This is a genomic window from Microbacterium sp. LB12, assembly GCF_037150835.1.
Taxonomy (GTDB): Bacteria; Actinomycetota; Actinomycetes; order Actinomycetales; family Microbacteriaceae; genus Microbacterium.
On record NZ_JBBCPF010000001.1, the window covers coordinates 476,795 to 495,732 of the forward strand.

The window sequence follows — 18,938 nt, forward strand, 5'->3', positions numbered from 1 at the left end:
GATGACGGATGCCCTGCGCCGCGCGATCCGGGAGGAGCTGAGCGGCTCGGCGGTGGAGGTCGCGCCACGGCTCCTCGGGGCCGAACTGCGCACGGTGGTCGACGACGGCGACGGCCCCGTCGAGGTGCGACTGCGCATCACCGAGGTCGAGGCCTACCACGGGCAGGGTACGGGCGAGATCGCCGACCCCGGATCGCACGCCCGGATGGGGCGCACGGCCCGCAACGCCACGATGTGGGGCGAGCCGGGGCACCTGTACGTCTACCTGAGCCACGGCATCCACTCCTGCGTCAACGTGGTCTGCGGTCCCCTGGGGCAGGGCGACGGAGTGCTGCTGCGGGCGGGAGAGATCGTGGGCGGGGTGGATGCCGCGGCTCGTCGTCGCGGTGTGAGCCTGCCGCTCGGTCGGACTGCCGCGCGCGACCTCGCCCGCGGTCCCGGCCGCCTCGGTCAGGCCGTGGGACTGCGGCATCCCCTGCACGACGGCATCGACGCGATCGCGGACGGGGTGCGGCACGGAGCCAGGGCGGAGCTGTGGATGGGGGCGCCGCGCACCGACGTCGCCCGCGGGCCGCGGGTCGGTGTCGCGGGAGTGGCGGGAACGGATGTGTTCCCCTGGCGCTTCTGGATCGAGGGCGATCCGACGGTGTCTCCGTTCCGCTGGGGGCGCGGGGCGGCCGATGCTGCGCAGGGGCTGCGGGGATCAGGCGGCGCGGAGCCCGTGCTAAACTGACTCTTTGTCTGCGCACACTCCTGTGCGCAGTTCGCGTGCTTACCCTTCTGTGGCCGAGAGATCGGCGGGTGGGGTCGCGTGCAGACAAGGGATCTTGGGTGGGGCCGTCTGGCCTCACGGTAGAGAAGGAGTCACCATCATGGCAGCAGTGTGCCAGGTGACCGGAGCTGTTCCCGGTTTCGGTCACAACGTCTCGCACTCGCACCGCCGGACGAAGCGCCGCTTCGACCCGAACGTGCAGAAGAAGACGTATTTCGTCCCGTCGCTCGGTCGTAAGATCACGCTCAACGTGTCCGCCAAGGGCATCAAGGTGATCGACGCGCGCGGCATCGAGAACGTGGTCAAGGACCTCCAGGCGAAGGGTGTGAAGCTCTAATGGCCAAGAAGGCTCAGGACGTACGTCCGATCATCAAGCTGCGTTCGACGGCAGGTACGGGTTACACGTACGTGACCAAGAAGAACCGCCGCAACACCCCCGACCGCCTCGTGCTCAAGAAGTACGACCCGGTCATCCGTCAGCACGTCGAATTCCGAGAGGAGCGTTGATCAATGGCTAAGAAGAGCAAGATCGCTCGCAACGAGCAGCGCAAGGTCATCGTCGAGCGTTACGCCGAGCGTCGCGCCGAGCTGAAGAAGACCCTGATCGACCCGAACGCCACCGACGAGGCCCGCGAGGCCGCACGCGTCGGCCTGCAGAAGCTGCCGCGCAACGCGTCGCCTGCTCGCGTGCGTTCGCGCGACGTCATCGACGGCCGCCCCCGTGGTGTCCTCACGAAGTTCGGCATCTCGCGTGTCCGCTTCCGTGACATGGCACACCGTGGCGAGCTGCCCGGCGTGACCAAGTCGAGCTGGTAAGACTCAGCAGACAGGGGCGAGGATCTTCGGATCCTCGCCCCTTTTGCGTCCCCGCGGTCGCGGGCTCGCACGCCTCGGGCGGAGTTCTCGGTCAAGGGCGGAGGTTCGGGGCGAGATCCTCCGCCCATCACGGAGAGTTCCGCCGGGGTCACTGCTCCTGCATCGCAACGCCGATTCCGAGCTCGCGCACAGATCCCGCGACCTCGGACGCAGCGAGGGCGCGGGTCGACGCATGATCGACGGATGGATGTCGTCGATGTGCTTGCTGCGAGACAGGGGATCGCTCGGATTGCCACGCTGAGACGATGTGGGCTGACGGAACACGCCCTGCGACAGGCGGTGAGTGCAGGGGTCGTGATCTCCGTCTGCCGCGGATGGGTGGCGCTTCCCCGCACCGATCCCATGCTCGTCGCGGCAGCCAAGCGCGGTGTCGTGCTCAGTTGCATCACCCTCGCCGCGAGGAAGGGGCTGTGGGTGTCATCCGAGTCGGAGCCCCATGTCGCCGCTCCGGCCAAGTCGGGCCATGCGGGGGCGGTCAAGGGGATCGTGCACTGGAGCGCACCGCGCTTTCCGCGCGACCCCGATCTCCTCGAGGACTCGATCGAGAACGCCCTGATCCTCGTGGCGCGGTGCCAACCGTACGAGGACGCGCTCGCGACGTGGGAATCGGCGATGCGGATGCGTGTCGTGGATCCTTCTGCGCTCGCACGGGTCCACCTTCCGCCGGCCGCGAGGAGACTGCTCGAGCAGGCGACCCCCTTCGCCGACGCCGGGACGGAGACCATCTTCCGCACACGGCTGGGATGGCTGGGATTGTCGATCACGCCCCAGGTATGGATTGTCGGGCACCGAGTGGACTTCCTCATCGGGGAGCGTCTCGTCATCCAGATCGATGGCGGCCATCATGTCGGAGCCCAACGCGCTAGTGACATCGCGCATGATGCCGAGCTGATGCTTCGCGGGTATCACGTGATTCGAATCGGCTACGACCAGCTGATGAACCACTGGCCGACCGTGCAGGGCAGGATCCTGTCTGCGGTTGCGCAGCGCCTCCACTGTGCGGCGTGATGGCGTCACGAGCACATGGGCGGAGAACTCCGCGGGGGGAGGAAGAACATCGCGAGATCCTCCGCCCGAGGCCGAGTTCTCCGCCCAACATGGCGAGGCAGGCATGGCGGGCGTCATGCTACGGCGGCGGTGTGCGACAGGGCCCATGCGAGGGCCTCGTCGGCGATCTCCTCCCAGCCGTCCTGGCTGACGAGCCGGTGCGTGCGGCCGGCGTACTCCTTGTAGTCCACGATCGAGGGGCTGCCGGTGGAGCGGTACTTCTTCACGATCGCGCGACCGATGGCCGGCGGCACGACGTGGTCGATCTCCCCGGTGAGGATGTAGAGCGGTGCGCGGTCGGCACGTGCATAGTCGACGTGGGTGACGCCGCCCTTCTCGTTGAAGGCTGCGGCCACGCCTTCGAAGAACACCCGGTTGTAGGAGTTCACGGCGAACTCCTCCCAGAGGCGGTCGGACTCTTCGCGGGACAGGTCGTTGCCGAACGTGAAGTGGAAGTGCCGCTTCGACAGGGGCTTGGCGCCGTTGCGGCCGAACGGGTTCGCGAGGATCGGGGTGCCGGTCCACAGGGTCGACAGGGGGAGCGTGGTGATGCCGGCAGTCTGTCCGGGGGCGACGGCCACGTAGGCGGCTCCGACGCCGCGGTCGGCGAGCATCTGGGTGATCACGCCTCCGAAGGAGTGCCCCATGATGATCGGCTTCACCGGAAGGGCGCGGATGATGCGCTCGTAGTGGTCGACGATCTGCTTCAGGCCGATCCCCTTGAGGGCGGACGGGTCGCGGCGGATGTCCTCGACCGAGCGGTCGTCGATCCCGGGCCACCCCGGGATGATCACCTCGTGGCCCTGGGCGCGGAACCGCTCTGCCCAGGTGTGCCAGCTCGCGGGGGTCATCCACAGTCCGTGGATGAGGACGATGGGGGTCTTGTCGGTGCTGTTCATGATCTTCTTCTCTCTGTTTCGGCTCCCCGTGGTCGGAGTGCGTTACGCTGATAGTAGACCGAACGTTCTATCTACCGCAATGTATTCCCGGAAGTTCCGAAGTCGGGGATCGGATGCCACGGATCCGATGCCACGATGAGGAAGGAGAAATCATGAACAGCACGACGAACCGCCCCAGCCCCGCCCGCGAACGACTGATCGACGCCGCCACCCGCTTGTTCTACGAGGAGGGCATCCACGCGGTCGGCGTCGACCGCGTGATCGAGGAGGCCGGCGTCACCCGCGCCACCCTCTACAAGCAGTTCGGCGGCAAGGAGAACCTCGTGCTCGCCTACCTCGGGCACGAGGACGAGACACTGCGTGCGCTGTTCACCGAGGCCGGGGCCGCCGTCACCGACCCCGACGATCTGCTCGCCGCCGTGATCGACGGCATCGCCGCCGACATCCGCGAACGTCACACGCGCGGCTGCCCGTTCATCAACGCCGCCGCGGAGTATCCGAATGCGGACGGCGCCGTGCGACGGCTCATCGACGAGCATCGGGAGTGGTTCCGCGCGACGCTCCAGGCGGTCGCCGACGCCGCCGGTCTGGAGCGCCCGGAAGAGGTCGCGGCCTCCCTCGTGCTGCTCCGCGATGCCGCGCTCGTCGGCGGATATCTCGACGGCGAGGGTCGTGTCACACCGGCGTTCGAGCGCACGGCAGCTGCCGTGATCGACGCGCACAGAGTCCGCTGAGCAGTCCGGAATGTGTGACGGAAGTGACGAATGTGACGCGACACGCCCAGTAATTGCCCAAAACCCGCGAAATGACGCGGAAATCTGGGTGGTCGTTGATACATTCAAGGCGGTCGACAGACCAGGAGCATCCGCTCCGATACCCACAACGATGCGACGGTCCTTCGTCGCTGGAGGATGACATGGCTGACAAGTCCATCACCAAGACCGAGCTCGTCGCGAGCATCGCTTCCGCCACCGGCCAGAGCCAGGCCACCGTCTCCGGTGTCCTCGACTCGCTGTTCGCCACGGTCTCCGACGCTGTTGCCAAGGGCAGCAAGGTCTCCATCCCGGGCTGGATCTCCTTCGAGCAGGTCGACACCGCTGCTCGCACGGGTCGCAACCCGCAGACCGGCGCCGAGATCAAGATCCCGGCCGGCAAGCGCGTCAAGGTGACCGCTGGCTCCAAGCTCAAGGCTGCCGTCAAGTAATTCGACGCACCTCTTCGAAGGCCGCTCCCGCTCGACGGGGGCGGCCTTCGTGCTTTCTCCCCGTCGGGCGCGCCTAGGCTGGAGGGGTGAGTTCCCGCAGCGAGTCGACGAGTCGCGTTTCGACGTATCGCGTCGCCGGCATCGTCATCCTCCTCCTCGCCGCCCTGGTGGCCCTGACGCTGGCCCTCCTGGTCGGCGGAGGCGCCAAGCCGCCGCTGCTGCAGGACCCGGGCCCCTTCGTGCTCTGGGGCACGCCGATCGCCAAGCTCATCATGAACGTCTCGGGCGCCGTCATGCTCGGGTCGCTCGTGCTGGCACTGTTCGGCCTGCGCGCGGGCACGGGCTCCTTCGACTCGGCCCTGAACATCGCCTCGGTCGGAGCCGCCGTCTTCACGGTCTCCGCGGGGCTCGCCGGGTTCCTGGCGTTCATGGCCGCCTTCAACCCGAAGCTCAGCATCGAGCGCGAGTTCGGCACGCAGCTGGGGCGCTTCCTGCTGGAGCTGCCGCTCGGCCAGTCCTGGCTCATCACGACGATCTTCGGCGCGATCATCACGGTGCTCGCCTTCGCCTGGCGGTCCTGGACGCCCACGCTCATCACGGCGCTGCTCGCCGCCGCCTCGTTCCTCCCGCTGGCCACCCAGGGGCACGCCGGCGACCTCGCCGGCCACACCATGGCGGTCAACTCGATCCTGCTGCACACGGTCGGCGCGGCGGTCTGGCTCGGCGGACTCCTGCTCCTCGTGCTGCTGCGCGGACGGTGCGACGTCGACACAGCATCGCTCGTCAGCCGCTACTCCTCGCTGGCGATCGCCGCCTTCGCGGTGGTCGCGTTCTCGGGTGTCACCCGGTCGATCGTGGCGGTCGGGAGCTGGGACGCCCTGTGGACAACGCCGTACGGCTGGATCGTGCTCGCGAAGGTCGCGCTGCTGAGCGGCATGGGCCTGCTCGGTGCCTGGTACCGCGCCCGACTGATCCCCAAGCTGTCGGGCGAGCGCGCGGCCGGGTGGTTCTGGCTGCTCGTGCTGTGCGAGGTGGCGCTCATGGGTCTCGCCTCGGGCGCCGCGGCTGCTCTCGCGCGCACGCCCCCGCCGACCGGACTGACGGCGGCCTTCGTGCAGACGCCCGCCGAGCAGCTCACCGGGGCACCGCTGCCGCCGGAGTTGACGCTCGAGCGCTGGTTCACGGCCTGGAACTTCGACGTGCTGTGGATCGTCGCCGCGGCGTTCGGACTGTTCCTGTACCTGGCCGGCGTGCGACGTCTGCGGAAGCGCGGCGACCGCTGGCCCATCCATCGCACCGTGTTCTGGGTGCTCGGGATGCTGATGCTCGTCTGGGTGACCAGCGGGCCGATCAACGCGTACCAGGAGTACCTGTTCAGCATCCACATGATGGGGCACATGATGCTGTCCATGGCGATCCCGCTGCTGATGGTGACGGGTGCCCCGATCACCCTCGCGCTGCGCGCCATCCACAAGCGCGACGACGGCACCCGTGGCGGACGCGAGTGGATCATGTGGGCCGTGCACTCGCCGTTCGCCCGCGTGGTGACGCATCCCTTCGTCGCGGCGGCGATCTTCATCCTGTCGCTGTGGGCCTTCTACTTCACCGATCTGGTGCGGTGGTCGATGTACGAGCATCTCGGCCACGAGTGGATGGTCATCCACTTCCTGCTCTCGGGCTATCTGTTCGTGATGAGCCTGATCGGCGCCGACCCGGTGCCGTATCGCCTGCCGTACCCCGGTCGCCTGATCACCCTGATCGCCGTGATGGCCATGCACGCGTTCTTCGGCATCGCCATCATGATGCAGGAAGGGCTGATGGTCGCGGACTGGTTCGGCTCGATGGGTCGGGACTGGGGCGTGGACCCGATGCAGGACCAGTACGTGGGCGGCGGCATCGCTTGGTCGATCGGCGAGATCCCGACCCTGATCCTGGCGATCACGGTGGCGATCCAGTGGAGCCGCAGCGACACCAAGTTGCAGCGCCGCGCCGACCGGCATGCGGATCGCACCGGCGACGCGGAGCTCGAGGAGTACAACGCGAAGCTCGCCGCGCTGGCGGAGCGGGATCAGCGCGACGCCGCGCGCTGACGCCGGTTCAGTCCTCGGGCGGGTCGCCGGGGGTGCCGATGCGGATCGAGGCCGTGCCGTCGGGCAGGATCACGATCGTGCCGTTCACCTGGAAGGGCACATCTTCCGACATCGGCTCGACGGAGCCATCGAACAGTGAGCGGACGTCGACATCGAGGTGCGCGACCGCGTCGGTGGGCGGGATCTGCCACCCGCCGTCATCCGGAGTGACGGTCACCGTCGGCTGCGTGACGATCGACCACTCGGGTGCGGAGGAGAGCCGGTTGGTGATGATGCGACCGAACGGGCAGGCGGTCGGCTGGAGCACCTCCTGCTCGGTGCATTTTGTGAGGAACTCCTCGACCCGCTGCTGCACGACCTCGACGAACTCGGGCGTGGGCGTGGTCTGCACGTCGAGCGGGGTGACGGCGAGGGGCGTGTCGGCGAGCACGCCGAAGCCGGATGCGGTCGAGATCGGCGTCTTCACCGACACCGAGTACAGCCCGGGCGTGAACACCAGCAGCGGCAGCGGATCGAGTGCGCCGGCTTCGGCTCCGGCGGCGGAGACCTGCCTCCGGTCGACCTCGAAGCCGTTCATCGAGAATCGGTCGGCGCCGCGCACCGTGAGGTCGACGACGGCCAGTGGGCTGGTCGTGAAGCGCCAGTTCGGCGTCACGCCCGCCCAACCCGCCTGATCCACGAGGAACGTGGTGGTGCCGGCATGTCCCCCCGCTTCGTAGCTGACCGTGACCGCGGTTCCGCCCTTGGCCGGCTTCTCGGACTCCACCTTCACGTCGCTCAGCGGCGCGAGCGCTGCGCGACGGAGCATCGCCTCGGACGCGGCGGGGGAGATCCCGGCCTTCTCCAGGGTCTCCCGCTCGAGCGCCACGCCGGGAACCTGCAGCGCGTCGGCCGCGCGGCCCGAGGAGAGCAGATCCAGGTAGCGGACCACGAAAGCAGACGGACCGTAGAACTGCTGGTACAGCGTCGCACCGCCGGCACCGACAGCGGCGACGAGCATCAGGCCGACGACGGTGAGCATCGCCAGATCGACCCCCAGGCGCGTGCGCCGGGGCGCGCTCGCACGTGCCCGGTCCATGGCGTCAGTCTAGGAGGGCGTCCTGAGGGGACGCCGAGCGTCGGCGGCCACGAGCCGATGCCGGGACGTAGCATGGGTGGCGCCCCGTTTTCCGCCCGCTGCCCCTGTGAGTGCCGTGTCCCTTCCCGCCCTGTCCGACGAGCAGCAGGAGCTGTTCCGGCTGATCGAGGACACCGGCGAGCACGTGTTCATCACCGGGCGTGCGGGCACCGGCAAGTCGACGCTCCTGCAGCACTTCGCGTGGAACACCAAGAAGCAGATCGCGATCTGCGCACCGACCGGCGTCGCGGCGCTCAACGTCGAAGGACAGACGATCCACTCGCTGTTCCGGCTGCCGATCGGCCTCATCGGCGACGCCGACATCGACCAGAACGACGCGACCCGACGCATCCTGAACGCCATCGAGACGCTCGTGATCGACGAGATCTCGATGGTCAACGCCGACCTGATGGACGCGATCGACCGTTCGCTGCGCCAGGCCCGCGGGCGTCGCGGCGAACCCTTCGGCGGCGTGCAGGTCGTCATGTTCGGCGACCCGTACCAGCTCGCGCCCGTCCCGCCGCGCGGCGATGAGGCGCGCTATGTGGCGGATCACTATCGATCGTTCTGGTTCTTCGATGCGAAGGTGTGGTCCGGCGGGTCGGGGATCTCCGATCAGGAGGGTCTGTTCCAGGTCGACACCCGTGCCGAGCTGCACGTGCGCGAGCTGGTGCAGATCCACCGCCAGTCCGACGACGGCTTCAAGTCGATGCTGAACGCCGTGCGCTACGGGCGCGTGACCGCGGAGATCGCCGGGGTGCTGAACACGCAGGGCGCGCGCACACCCCCGGAGCCGGAGCCCGGCGAGGTGCCGATGATCACGCTCGCCACCCGCAACGACATCGTGAACAGCATCAACAGCCGGCACCTGGCGGCGCTGCCCGGCAAGGAGCAGACGGCTCGCGCCGAGGTCAGCGGCGATTTCGGGCGCGGTGAGGCGTCGCTGCCCGCCGAATCCGAGCTGAAGCTCAAGGTCGGCGCGCAGGTGATGTTCCTGCGCAACGACACCGCGATGTCCGGAGAGCCCCCGCGGTGGGTGAACGGCACGATCGGCACGGTCGTCCGCATCCTCGGCAGCGCGGTGCGGGTCGACATCGACGGCGAGGAGGTCGACGTCGAGCCCGCCGTCTGGGAGCGTTTCCGCTACGCCTACGACCAGAACAGCAAGAAGCTCACCCGTGACGTGGTCGCCGAGTTCACGCAGTTCCCGCTGCGACTCGCCTGGGCCGTGACCATCCACAAGTCACAGGGCAAGACCTACGAGCGCGCGATCATCGACCTCGGCTCCGGGGCGTTCGCGCCGGGTCAGACGTACGTGGCGCTCAGCCGGCTCACCTCGTTGGAGGGACTCTATCTGTCGCGGGATCTGCGGCCCCGCGACATCCGCGTGGACGAGGACGTGCGTCGGTTCATGCGCGACGCCTGGCTCGCCGCATCGACCCCCGAGCTGCCGACCTCCTGAGGCCGACCCACCCCTTTTCGCTCGAGCCACCCCGTGCGGGCGGGCGCAACGGGGTGGGTCGAGCACGAGGGGGTGGGTCGGCGGCGGGGTGCGCGCGCGACGTCGGCGGAGGGGGCGCGAGACCGCGGGTCAGGCGGCCGCGCGGGCGCGGTCGAGGTCTTCGAACAGCTCGGTGTTGAAGCGGTAGGCGAGGAGCACCTCGTCGATCACGCGCTCGCGCTCGGCCTCGTCCCACGGGGCGGCGTCGAGCTGCTCGCGGTAGACGTCCTTGAACGCGGCGGGGTCGGCGATGTCGTCGAACAGGTAGAACCCGATGCCGTTGGTCTCGAAGCCGAAGCGGCGGGCCATCACACGGCCGATGAAGATGCCGCCCGAGAGGTCGCCGAGGTAGCGCGTGTAGTGGTGCGCGACGAAGCCGCCCGCCCACGTGGCGCCGACCTGGTTGATGCGCTCGACGTAGCGCTGCGTGGTGGGGAGCGCGACGATCTGGTCACGCCAGTCCGCACCGAGCAGGAACTCGAGGTCGGCCTCCAGGGCGGGCAGGCGGGTCAGCTTGTCGCTGATGAACACCGCTGCCACCGGGTCCTGCCGCATCCGGTCGCCGGCGCCCTCGAGGGCCTCGTAGATGAAGTAGTGCTGAGCGACGAGGGCGATGTAGTCCTCGCGGGAGCCCTCACCCTTCAGGAGGTCGGACATGAATCCGGCGGTCTCACTGCGGGAGTGCGATCCGGACGAGCGCTCGCGCAGGGCGGCGGAGAAGGAGAGGATCTCGGGCATGAAGCCAGTGTAAGGGTCGCCTTACCAGTTCCGGAAGTCGGCGTCTCCGCCCGTCTCCCGCGGGAGTGGACTCAGGCGTGCGGGCGGGGCTCGACGCCGAGGCGTGCGCACGCCGCGTCATAGAGCGCGACGACCTCGCGACGCACGGCGGGGCGGTCCGCGATGGGCCCGCCGGGCCACGGCACGCGCAGCTCGGAGACCGCGCCGTCACGGGTGATCTCCCACACGCCGGCGTCCCCGTCGAACCCGGTCATCACGGACTCGGTGATCTCGGCGTCGGACGACTCCGCGAAGGCGCGCGCGATGAGCAGATTGTCATCGGTGTGGTCGCCGTTCATGTGGCGCAGGACAGCAGTGATCACGTCGGCATCGAAGGTGTGGGGCACGTCCACAACCATACGCGGACGGCGAGGAACGGGCGCGGGGCGGGCTTTCAGCATCCGCGCCCTAGAATCGGGAGACACATCTTCGGGGGTTTCTTCCATGCAGCTTCTCTCGTCGCGCCGGTGGCGCGCCGCAGCGGCCACGGCGGCCGTGCTCGCTCTCGTCCTCACCGGATGCTCGTCCGAAGACTCCTTCACCTACACGCCACCCGCCCAGGTCGACGGTGCGCTCCCCGACGACATGGTCGCCGCGATGCAGGCCGCGGTCGACGAGGCGAGGGCCGCATCGGGTGCGACCGGTGCCATCGTCGGCGTCTGGGTGCCGTGGAGCGGCAGCTGGGTGGCCGGCGTCGGTACGCAGGACCGCGACGGCGGCGCGGCGATCTCGACCGACATGTCGTTCCGCATCGCGGACGTGACTCGCTTGATGACCTGCGATGTGCTGTACGCCCTCGCCGACGAGGGCACGATCAAGCTCGACGCCCCCGTGCCCGATTACGTCTCCGGCGTCGCCGACCTGAAGGACGTCACCCTTCTCGACCTGTGCAACGGCACCGCCGGTATCGGCTCCTCGCAGGATCGGGTGAAGCCGGCCTGGCAGAACACGCCCGATCGCGTGTGGGCTCCCCTGGAGCTGGCCGGCTCCGGCTTGGCGGCCGCGCGCGTGGCACCCGGCACCTACCGTGACTCGGACGCCGGGTACCTCCTGCTCGGGCTCGCCCTCGAGCGCGCCACCGGGCTAACCGCATCCGAGCTGATCGCGAAGTACGTCACCGGGCCGCTCGATCTCACGAGCACGTCGCTTCCCGCGCCGGCCGCCGCGGCGCCCGGTCCCGGCACGGCGATGAAGGGGCACTACCTCAACCCGGTCGAGGGCGGGTTCGACTGCGCGGCTCCGGTCGACATCACGAAGATGTCCTCCAGCACCGGCTTCACGGATTCCGGGGTCGTGTCGACGATCACCGACCTCGGCCGCTACGCACAGGCCGAAGCGGCACAGGTGCTGCGCACGAAGGAGAAGCCCGATCGTTTCGGCGCTCCACTCCCCGCGGCCGACGGCGCCGCGTCGTGGTACCAGGCCACGGGCGGCGGCTTCCTCGCGGGATCGATGATCGGCCAGCAGGGCTGGACGCCCGGCTACGCGACGGCCGCCTACTCCGACCCCACGACCGGATTCACGGTGGCGGTCGTCCTGAACGATTCCACGCAGGGCGCGGTCTTCGCCCAGCAGCTGGCATGGGAGCTCGCGGCGATCGCCTCGAAGGCCCCGGCGGCAGCGGGTCAGACGGCTCCCGAGTTCGGCCTCCCGTTCACGGCGGAGCAGTACCACCAGGCCACGATCGACGCGGCGCTCCCGTGCGCGGCGCCGCCCGCCGCGGAGTGAACTCGGCCTGATCCGGCAGCCGCGCGAAGGAGCGACGATGGCGATCATCGACAACGCGATCTACGTGGACGGTGTGCGCACCGCGAATCCGCAGAGCCTCGGCGAGACGTTCGAGCGCATGCGGGAACGCGGCGGCATGGGCTGGATCGGCCTCTACCGGCCGAGCGAGGAAGAGATCCGCGAGGTGGCCGACGAGTTCGGCATCCACGCCCTGGTCGTGGAGGACGCGCTCTCGGGGCATCAGCGCTCGAAGCTCGAACGCTACGGCGACGTGCTGTTCCTGGTGCTGCGCCCTGCCCGCTACATCGACGCGACCGAGGAGGTCGAGTTCGGCGAGGTGCACGTGCTCATCGGTCCCGACTTCGTGGTGACGATCCGGCACGCCGAGTCGCCTGATCTCGCCCGCGTGCGGCAGCGCATGGAAGCGGATCCCGCGCTGCTCGCGCTCGGCCCGCTGGCCGTGATGTACGCGATCCTCAACGAGGTGGTCGACGAGTACACGCCGGTCCTCGCCGGACTCGAGAACGACATCGACGAGATCGAGAGCCAGCTCTTCGAAGAGGGCACCGACGCCACCCAGCGCATCTACGACCTGGGCCGGGAGGTCATCGCGTTCCAGCACGCCACGCAGCCGTTGACGGGGATCCTGGAAGTGCTGCTCGGGGGAGCGGATCGCTACAAGGTCGACGATGAGATGAAGCGCTACCTGCGCAACGTGCTCGATCATGCCCTGCGCGTCGTCGACAGGGCGACGGCCTACCGTTCGGTGCTCGACAACGCCCTCACGGTGGAATCCACCATCGTGGCGCGTCGGCAGAACGAGGAGATGCGTCGGATGACGGAGCTGAGCATCCGCCAGAACGACGAGGTCAAGAAGATCTCGGGGTGGGCGGCGATCTTCTTCGCACCGACCCTCGTCGGCACCATCTACGGCATGAACTTCGACCACATGCCCGAACTGCACTGGTTGCTCGGGTACCCGATGGCGCTGGCGCTGATGGTCGTGCTGGCCTTCGTGCTGTACGCCGTTTTCAAGCGCAAGGACTGGCTCTAGCCGGATCCTCGGGCGGGGTGCGAACCCGCGCATGGGATGATCGCAGCATGGCACTCGTGGCGGGAATCGACTCCTCGACTCAGTCGTGCAAGGTCGTCATCGCCGAAGTGACGTCGGGTCGCATCGTCCGGGAAGGCCGTGCGGCACATCCGCAGGGAACCGAGGTCGACCCCGAGGACTGGTGGCGGGCGCTGCAGTCCGCCATCGCCGCGGCGGGTGGTCTCGACGACGTGCGAGCCTGGGCGATCAGCGGCCAGCAGCACGGGATGGTGGCGCTGGACGACGACGGACGGGTCGTGCGCCCGGCGCTGCTCTGGAACGACATGCGTTCGGCGGACGCGGCATCCGCGCTGATCGCCGAGTACGGTGCCACGGCGCTCGCCGAGCGCACCGGTCTCGTGCCGGTGCCCTCGTTCACCCTCACCAAGGTGCGGTGGCTGCAGGAGAACGAACCGGAGCACGCGCGTCGGGTCGGTGCCGTCGCCCTGCCACACGACTGGCTGACGTGGCGACTGCGCGGATTCGGGCCGGGTGCGCCCCGCGGTGCCGCGTTGGATGAGTTGGTGACCGACCGTTCGGAGGCGTCCGGAACCGGGTACTGGACGGATGCCGGGTACGACCGGGAGCTCTTCGGGGAGGCGCTGGGCCACGACGCGGTGCTTCCCCGGGTGCTCGCACACGACGCCGCCCTCGACGATGCGGAGGGCCGATCGGTGGGGCCGGGTTCGGGCGACAACGCCGGTGCCGCGCTCGGCCTCGGCGCCCGGGTGGGCGACGTGGTGGTCTCGATCGGCACCAGTGGAACGGTCTTCGCGACCAGCGCGCACCGCACGATCGACCCCTCCGGCACGGTCGCCGGTTTCGCCGATGCGACCGGCGGGTACCTGCCGCTCGTCGCGACGCTCAGCGCGGCACGGGTGCTCGACACGCTTGCGACGCTCCTGGCCGTGAGCCATGACGAGCTGAGTCGACTCGCACTGGCCTCGACACCCGGTGCCGGCGGCCTCGTGCTGAAGCCGTATCTCGAAGGGGAGCGGACTCCGAACCTGCCGGATGCGACCGGGACGCTGTCCGGCTTGACTCTGGCGTCGACCACGCGGGAGAACCTCGCCCGTTCGGCGTACGAGGGTGTGCTCGGCGGGCTGCTCTACGGTCTCAACGCGATCCGCGACCTCGGGGTGCCGACCGAGCGCGGCATCCTGATCGGTGGCGGTGCGCGGTCGGCTGCCGTGCGCGCGCTCGCCCCCGCCATCCTCGACATCCCGATGACGGCGCCTCCCGCCGGCGAGTACGTCGCCTGGGGGATGGCCCGACAGGCGGCGCGGACGCTCGGCCTCGAGCTGCCGGCCGCGACGTAGCCTCCGGCGTCCGCCGCGCGCGCTCAGGCGGGCGTTGGGGACCCGAGCAGGTCGGCCCAGGCGCCGTCGGTGTCGAACACGAGATCGGTGCCGACGACCGCCCAGTCGGCGCCCGCCGCCGCGAGTGCTTCCGCGTGCTCGCGTCGCACGCCGCCGTCGACCCCGAGGAGGCGCGCGGGCGATGCGGTGCGCAGTGCGGTGAGCTTGCCCAACACCGCCGTGTCGAAGGCGCTTCCGGCCTGACCGGGCACGATCGACATGCACAGCACCGCGACGTCGGCGGGGACCGCGGCCGCAGGCGTCTGCGGCGAGACGGCGAGGCCCGGGGTGGTACCGCGCCGCACGATGCGGTCGATCGCGTCCCCCCAGTCGTCGCTCTCGATGTGCACGATGACGAGGTCGCAGAACTCGGCCCAGGCATCGACGTCGCGGGCGGAGCGGTGTGCCATCACGTGTGCCTCGGCGGAGAGCCCGGTCGCCGCGGCGAGCTCGGACGCGGAGGCCGGGGTGAACCCGCCGGCTGCCGCGAAGCTGCCGTCGGTGGCGTCCCAGTGCAGGCGGCGCAGACCGGCGTCGCGCAGCCGCAGCGCAGTGGCCAGGCGGTCGTCCGCGGGGACGGACCAGAGCGACCCGGCGATCCGCATCAGTTGTCCTCCGCCAGCACGGCCTCGGCGAGCGCGTGGTCGGTGAACAGCTCGGTGATGAGTCCTACGCGCGACACCGTGCGGATCGCGTCGGCCTTCGCGGCTCCACCGGCGACCGCGACGACCCGCGGCACCTTCTGCAGCTGCTCGTAGGAGATGTTGACGCAGCGATCCTGGAAGTCCGCATCGACCGGGGTCCCGTCGTCCCGGATCAGGATGCCGGCGATGTCGGCCACGCATCCCTTGCTCAGGGCGTTCGCGAGGTCGTCGATCGGCAGCACGTCGCGCACCTGCGACACCGGCGGATTCCAGGCGCCGACCGAGAGCAGTGCCGTCGTGACGGCAGGGAACAGGTCCATCGCGGAGCGGATGTCGGGGTGTCGTCGGAGGCTCTTGGCGGTCTCGACGTCGTCGACGATCAGGGGAGAGAAGATCGGGTAGACGTCGCCACCGGAGCGTCGCGAGGTCTGCCGCACGACCTCGATGGGCGATGACGCCAGGTCGCCGGCCACGACGCCGGTGAGCTGCACGATCGACAGCCGGGGGAGGTGGTCGAACTGGCTGACGGTGGCGGTGAGGGTGCGGCCCCAGGTGACGCCGAGCACCTCGTCCTCGTGCAGGCTCTCGCTGAGGGCGCGGGCCGCGGCGCCGCCGATCTGGCGGCGTACGGAGTCGTCGTCGCCGTGCGAGCGCACCACGAGGCAGCGGTCCAGGCCGAGCTTGTCCTGCAGGCGCTGGCTCAGCTCGACGTCGGGCAGTCCCCAGTCGTGGATCTCGATCGTGACGACGCCCTCTTCACGCGCGCGGGTGAGTAGGCGCGCCACCTTGAACCGGGAGATGCCCAGGGCGTCCGAGATGTCCACGCGCGAGCGGTCTTCGAGGTAGTGCGCCCGGGCGACCGCGGCCATGAGGGCGCGATCGTGGTCCATGCTCGTCGAGACCTCGCTCATTTGAGCGTCGAAATCACGAAACTGTGACATATGTGACGTCTGCCTTTCCCTCGGCGCGGAGAACTTCCTATGCTCAAACGTACATCCAAGCATCACAGATGAGCGCGACTGATTCCATCGCGCGATCGAAGGAGTAAGTGTTGACGGTCAATGACGACATCCTCGCGGTAGCGCGCGGTCGGCTCCAGGCGGAGGCAGACGCGGTGGCCGCGCTGATCGACACGGTCGACGACTCCCTCGTCACGGCGGCCTCGCTGATCCTCGCCGGCACCGGCAAGCTCTTCATCGGCGGCTCCGGCACTTCGGGCACGGTCGCCCGACGGATGGCGCACATCCTCTCCGTGACCGGCACCCCCTCGCTGCCCTTCTCGCCCATGGACGGGCTGCACGGCGCATCCGGTGCGATCGCCGCCGACGACGTGGTGCTGCTCATCTCGAACGGGGGAGCATCCGACGAGGTCGTGCAGCTCGCCCGCATCGCCCGCGGCCGCGGCGCCCGCGTCATCTCGCTCTCCCGCAGCCACCAGACGCCCCTCGCGCAGCTGGCCGACCACAGCGTCGCCGTCGCCGTGCACCCCTCCGCCGACATCGGTGGCATCGTCGCGACCGGCATCACCATCGCGCAGTCGGCCTGGGGCGACGCGCTCGCCGAGGTTCTCATGCGCGGCCGCGGATACACCTGGGCCGAGTTCATGACCACGCACCCCGCGGGCGCGGTCGGCCGCCTCGAGGATCTGCCGACCGATCCGCTCCGCATCGTCATCCCGGCGTACCAGGAGGCGACCCGATGATCGACGTGGTCGCCGGAGTCGACAGCTCCACCCAGTCGTGCACGGTCGAACTGCGCGACCTCGCCACGGGCGCCCTGGTCTCCACGGGGCGCGCCCCACACCCGGTCACGCACCCTCCGGTCAGCGAGCAGGACCCGGAGTCGTGGTGGCAGGCGCTCGTGTCGGCGATGGCCGACGCGCGTCGCGACGTGGACGTGCGCATCGTCGGCGTGAGCGTCGGCGCGCAGTGCCACGGACTCGTCGTCTCGGACGAGGCCGGTCGTGTACTGCGCCCGGCGCGCCTGTGGAACGACACCACCTCGGGCCCGCAGGCCGCAGCCCTCCTCGAACGGCACCCCGCCTCGTGGTGGGCGCAGCAGATCGGGATCGTGCCCTCCGCCGCGATCACCGTGTCGAAGCTGGCGCTGCTCGCCGAGACCGAGCCCGAGACCCTTGCCGCTGCCCGCCATCTCGCCGTGCCGCACGACTGGCTCACCTACCGCCTCACCGGCCGCCACGTCACGGATCGGTCGGACGCCTCCGGCACCGGGTACTTCTCGGCGGACACCGGCCGCTGGCGCACCGACATCCTCGATGAGGTCATCGGCGAACGCGACTGGGCGCCCCTGCTGCCCGAGGTGCTCGCACCCGACGAGGTCGCCGGTCGGATCACTGCGGCTGCCGCGGCGGAGCTCGGCATCGATCCTGCGGCACTGGTCGGCGCGGGCGGGGGCGACCAGCACCTCGCGGCACAGGGCATCGGCCTCGGCGAGGGGGACATCGCCTACAGTCTCGGCACCTCGGGCGTCGTGTTCGCGACCACCCCGGATCCCGTGGTCGATGTCACGGGATCCGTGGACGGCGTCGCCAACGTCACGGGCGGATACCTCCCGCTCGTCTGCACGCTCAACGCGACCAAGGTCACCGACACGATCGCCCGCCTGCTCGGGGTGGGGCATACCGAGCTGACCGCGCTCGCCCTCGCTGCGCCGCTCGACCCCGAACGCCCCGTGCTCGCCGCCTATCTCGACGGAGAACGCTCCCCGCGGCTGCCCTCGGCGCGCGGCATGCTCGCCGGCCTCAGCACGGCGACGAGCCGTGAGGAGCTGGCGCTCGCCGCGTTCGAGGGCGTCGCGCTCGGCCTCGTCCGCGGGGAGCGTGCGCTCGCCGACCTCGGCATCGCCGTGACCGGTCGCACGATCGCGATCGGCGGCGGTGCCCGCTCGCAGGCGTATCGGCAGATCATCGCCGACCTCACGGGTCGCGCGGTGCACACCGTGGATGCTCCGGAGGGCACGGCGCGTGGGGCCGCGATCCAGGCCGCTGCCGTCGTGCGCGGTGAGACGGTCGCCGCCGTGACCGCCGCCTGGCGCCCCGAGGTCACCTCGGTCACCGAACCCCTCGCCGACCGCAGCGACGTCTGGGACCGCTACCTCCGTCTCGCCGACCTGCAGGCCGACGGCGACCGTTTCTAGGAGAATCCGATGCTCTACATCGACAGCGCAGACCGCGACCAGCTCGAGCCCCTTCTCTCGACCGGGCTGTTCGCCGGTGTCACCACCAACCCGGCGATCCTCGGTCGCGCCGGACTCACGGCAGCCGACCTGCCCGACCTCGCCGCGTGGCTGCGAGCGCGGGGAGTGACGCGCTTCTACGCCCAGGCGACGGGCACCACGGTCGACGAGCTGCGCGTGACCGCACAGCGCATCGCCGACCTGGGTGACGACGTCGTGATCAAGCTCGTGGCGACGGCCAGCGCGCTCACCGTGGCCCGCGAACTGACCGACGCCGGGCGCGAAGTGCTCGTCACCGCGGTGTACCACCCGGCGCAGGCGCTGCTGGCCGCGGCCGCCGGTGCGCAGGAGATCGCGCCGTACGTGGGCAGGGCGAGCGAGAACGGCCGTGACGGCATCGCGCTCGTCGGGGAGATCGTCCGCAGTGTGCCGAGCGTGCGCGTGCTCGCCGCGAGCCTGCGCTCGCCCGACCAGGTGGCCGCAGTCGCCGCCGCCGGCGCCCACGACCTCACGCTCGCGCCCGCCGTCGCGCAGGCGCTGTTCGAAGACGCGCTCACCCTCGCGGCGAGCGCGGAGTTCGAGGAGCTCGTCGCCGCGAGCGCGCAGGCGGTGCCGTCATGAGCGCCCGTCCGTGCCG

Annotated in this window: 21 protein-coding genes; 15 read left to right on the forward strand and 6 right to left on the reverse strand. The window is 69.8% G+C overall.

The features are described from left to right. Position 1 precedes the first annotated feature (1 nt). From WFM69_RS02325 to WFM69_RS02345, 5 genes are all read left to right on the forward strand, one after another. A complete protein-coding gene (locus WFM69_RS02325; RefSeq protein ID WP_337001248.1) occupies positions 2-733 on the forward strand; it encodes a DNA-3-methyladenine glycosylase in 732 nt (243 codons plus the stop codon). Positions 734-872: 139 nt separating this feature from the next. After that, positions 873-1,109, forward strand: coding sequence for a 50S ribosomal protein L28 (gene rpmB / locus WFM69_RS02330; protein WP_025102729.1), 237 nt, complete (start codon positions 873-875; stop codon positions 1,107-1,109). Then, a complete protein-coding gene (gene rpmG / locus WFM69_RS02335) occupies positions 1,109-1,279 on the forward strand; it encodes a 50S ribosomal protein L33 (RefSeq protein WP_017203558.1) in 171 nt (56 codons plus the stop codon). The genes rpmB and rpmG overlap by 1 nt, the downstream gene beginning before the upstream one ends. Positions 1,280-1,282: 3 nt before the next feature. Beyond that, entirely contained in the window at positions 1,283-1,588 is a 306-nt protein-coding gene (rpsN, locus tag WFM69_RS02340) for a 30S ribosomal protein S14 (protein WP_017203557.1), read from the forward strand. 354 nt (positions 1,589-1,942) lie between these two features. After that, positions 1,943-2,656 carry an endonuclease domain-containing protein gene (locus tag WFM69_RS02345; protein WP_337001251.1) on the forward strand — a complete coding sequence of 238 codons (714 nt, stop codon included), beginning with the start codon at positions 1,943-1,945 and terminating at the stop codon, positions 2,654-2,656. 113 nt (positions 2,657-2,769) lie between these two features. Here WFM69_RS02345 and WFM69_RS02350 read toward each other — a convergent pair whose 3' ends face one another. Further along, positions 2,770-3,594, reverse strand: coding sequence for an alpha/beta hydrolase (locus tag WFM69_RS02350; protein WP_337001253.1), 825 nt, complete (start codon positions 3,592-3,594; stop codon positions 2,770-2,772). A 152-nt stretch (positions 3,595-3,746) separates the two neighbouring features. Between WFM69_RS02350 and WFM69_RS02355 the strand changes: the two genes are divergently transcribed. The 3 genes from WFM69_RS02355 to WFM69_RS02365 all read left to right on the forward strand — a co-directional run bounded on the left by WFM69_RS02355 (position 3,747) and on the right by WFM69_RS02365 (position 6,888). Next, a complete protein-coding gene (locus WFM69_RS02355; protein ID WP_337001255.1) occupies positions 3,747-4,328 on the forward strand; it encodes a TetR/AcrR family transcriptional regulator in 582 nt (193 codons plus the stop codon). Positions 4,329-4,510: 182 nt separating this feature from the next. Next, a complete protein-coding gene (locus WFM69_RS02360; protein ID WP_017203554.1) occupies positions 4,511-4,798 on the forward strand; it encodes an HU family DNA-binding protein in 288 nt (95 codons plus the stop codon). 86 nt (positions 4,799-4,884) lie between these two features. After that, positions 4,885-6,888 carry a cytochrome c oxidase assembly protein gene (locus tag WFM69_RS02365; protein WP_337001258.1) on the forward strand — a complete coding sequence of 668 codons (2,004 nt, stop codon included), beginning with the start codon at positions 4,885-4,887 and terminating at the stop codon, positions 6,886-6,888. Positions 6,889-6,895: 7 nt separating this feature from the next. Here WFM69_RS02365 and WFM69_RS02370 read toward each other — a convergent pair whose 3' ends face one another. After that, positions 6,896-7,966, reverse strand: coding sequence for a hypothetical protein (locus WFM69_RS02370; RefSeq protein WP_337001260.1), 1,071 nt, complete (start codon positions 7,964-7,966; stop codon positions 6,896-6,898). 115 nt (positions 7,967-8,081) lie between these two features. Between WFM69_RS02370 and WFM69_RS02375 the strand changes: the two genes are divergently transcribed. Then, positions 8,082-9,467, forward strand: coding sequence for an ATP-dependent DNA helicase (locus WFM69_RS02375; RefSeq protein ID WP_337002090.1), 1,386 nt, complete (start codon positions 8,082-8,084; stop codon positions 9,465-9,467). Between the two features lie 129 nt (positions 9,468-9,596). Here the strand turns inward: WFM69_RS02375 and WFM69_RS02380 are convergent, their stop codons facing one another. Next, on the reverse strand, positions 9,597-10,244 hold the full coding sequence (locus tag WFM69_RS02380; RefSeq protein ID WP_337001262.1) for a biliverdin-producing heme oxygenase: 648 nt from the start codon (positions 10,242-10,244) through the stop codon (positions 9,597-9,599). Between the two features lie 71 nt (positions 10,245-10,315). After that, entirely contained in the window at positions 10,316-10,630 is a 315-nt protein-coding gene (locus tag WFM69_RS02385; protein ID WP_337001264.1) for a DUF2470 domain-containing protein, read from the reverse strand. 97 nt (positions 10,631-10,727) lie between these two features. On the opposite strand from WFM69_RS02385, the gene WFM69_RS02390 reads away from it, so the two are divergent. The 3 genes from WFM69_RS02390 to WFM69_RS02400 are packed head-to-tail and all read left to right on the forward strand — an operon-like array spanning position 10,728 to position 14,423. Continuing rightward, the gene (locus tag WFM69_RS02390) at positions 10,728-12,011 is read left to right on the forward strand and encodes a serine hydrolase domain-containing protein (protein ID WP_337001266.1); all 1,284 of its coding nucleotides are present in this window, start codon (positions 10,728-10,730) and stop codon (positions 12,009-12,011) included. Positions 12,012-12,048: 37 nt separating this feature from the next. After that, on the forward strand, positions 12,049-13,065 hold the full coding sequence (gene corA, locus WFM69_RS02395) for a magnesium/cobalt transporter CorA (RefSeq protein WP_337001267.1): 1,017 nt from the start codon (positions 12,049-12,051) through the stop codon (positions 13,063-13,065). Positions 13,066-13,112: 47 nt separating this feature from the next. Continuing rightward, a complete protein-coding gene (locus WFM69_RS02400; protein WP_337001269.1) occupies positions 13,113-14,423 on the forward strand; it encodes a xylulokinase in 1,311 nt (436 codons plus the stop codon). Between the two features lie 23 nt (positions 14,424-14,446). Here WFM69_RS02400 and WFM69_RS02405 read toward each other — a convergent pair whose 3' ends face one another. Next, positions 14,447-15,067, reverse strand: coding sequence for a hypothetical protein (locus WFM69_RS02405; RefSeq protein ID WP_337001271.1), 621 nt, complete (start codon positions 15,065-15,067; stop codon positions 14,447-14,449). Beyond that, complete coding sequence (locus WFM69_RS02410) at positions 15,067-16,017, reverse strand: sugar-binding transcriptional regulator (RefSeq protein ID WP_337001273.1); 951 nt, start codon at positions 16,015-16,017, stop codon at positions 15,067-15,069. Before WFM69_RS02410 ends, WFM69_RS02405 begins: the two co-directional genes overlap by 1 nt. Positions 16,018-16,157: 140 nt before the next feature. Between WFM69_RS02410 and WFM69_RS02415 the strand changes: the two genes are divergently transcribed. Genes WFM69_RS02415 through WFM69_RS02425 form a run of 3 tightly spaced genes read left to right on the forward strand, consistent with a single transcriptional unit; the run spans position 16,158 to position 18,922 of the window. Next, positions 16,158-16,808, forward strand: coding sequence for an SIS domain-containing protein (locus WFM69_RS02415; RefSeq protein WP_337001275.1), 651 nt, complete (start codon positions 16,158-16,160; stop codon positions 16,806-16,808). Continuing rightward, a complete protein-coding gene (gene xylB, locus WFM69_RS02420; RefSeq protein ID WP_337001277.1) occupies positions 16,805-18,262 on the forward strand; it encodes a xylulokinase in 1,458 nt (485 codons plus the stop codon). Before WFM69_RS02415 ends, xylB begins: the two co-directional genes overlap by 4 nt. 9 nt (positions 18,263-18,271) lie before the next feature. After that, on the forward strand, positions 18,272-18,922 hold the full coding sequence (locus tag WFM69_RS02425) for a transaldolase family protein (RefSeq protein ID WP_337001279.1): 651 nt from the start codon (positions 18,272-18,274) through the stop codon (positions 18,920-18,922). Positions 18,923-18,938: the final 16 nt, after the last annotated feature.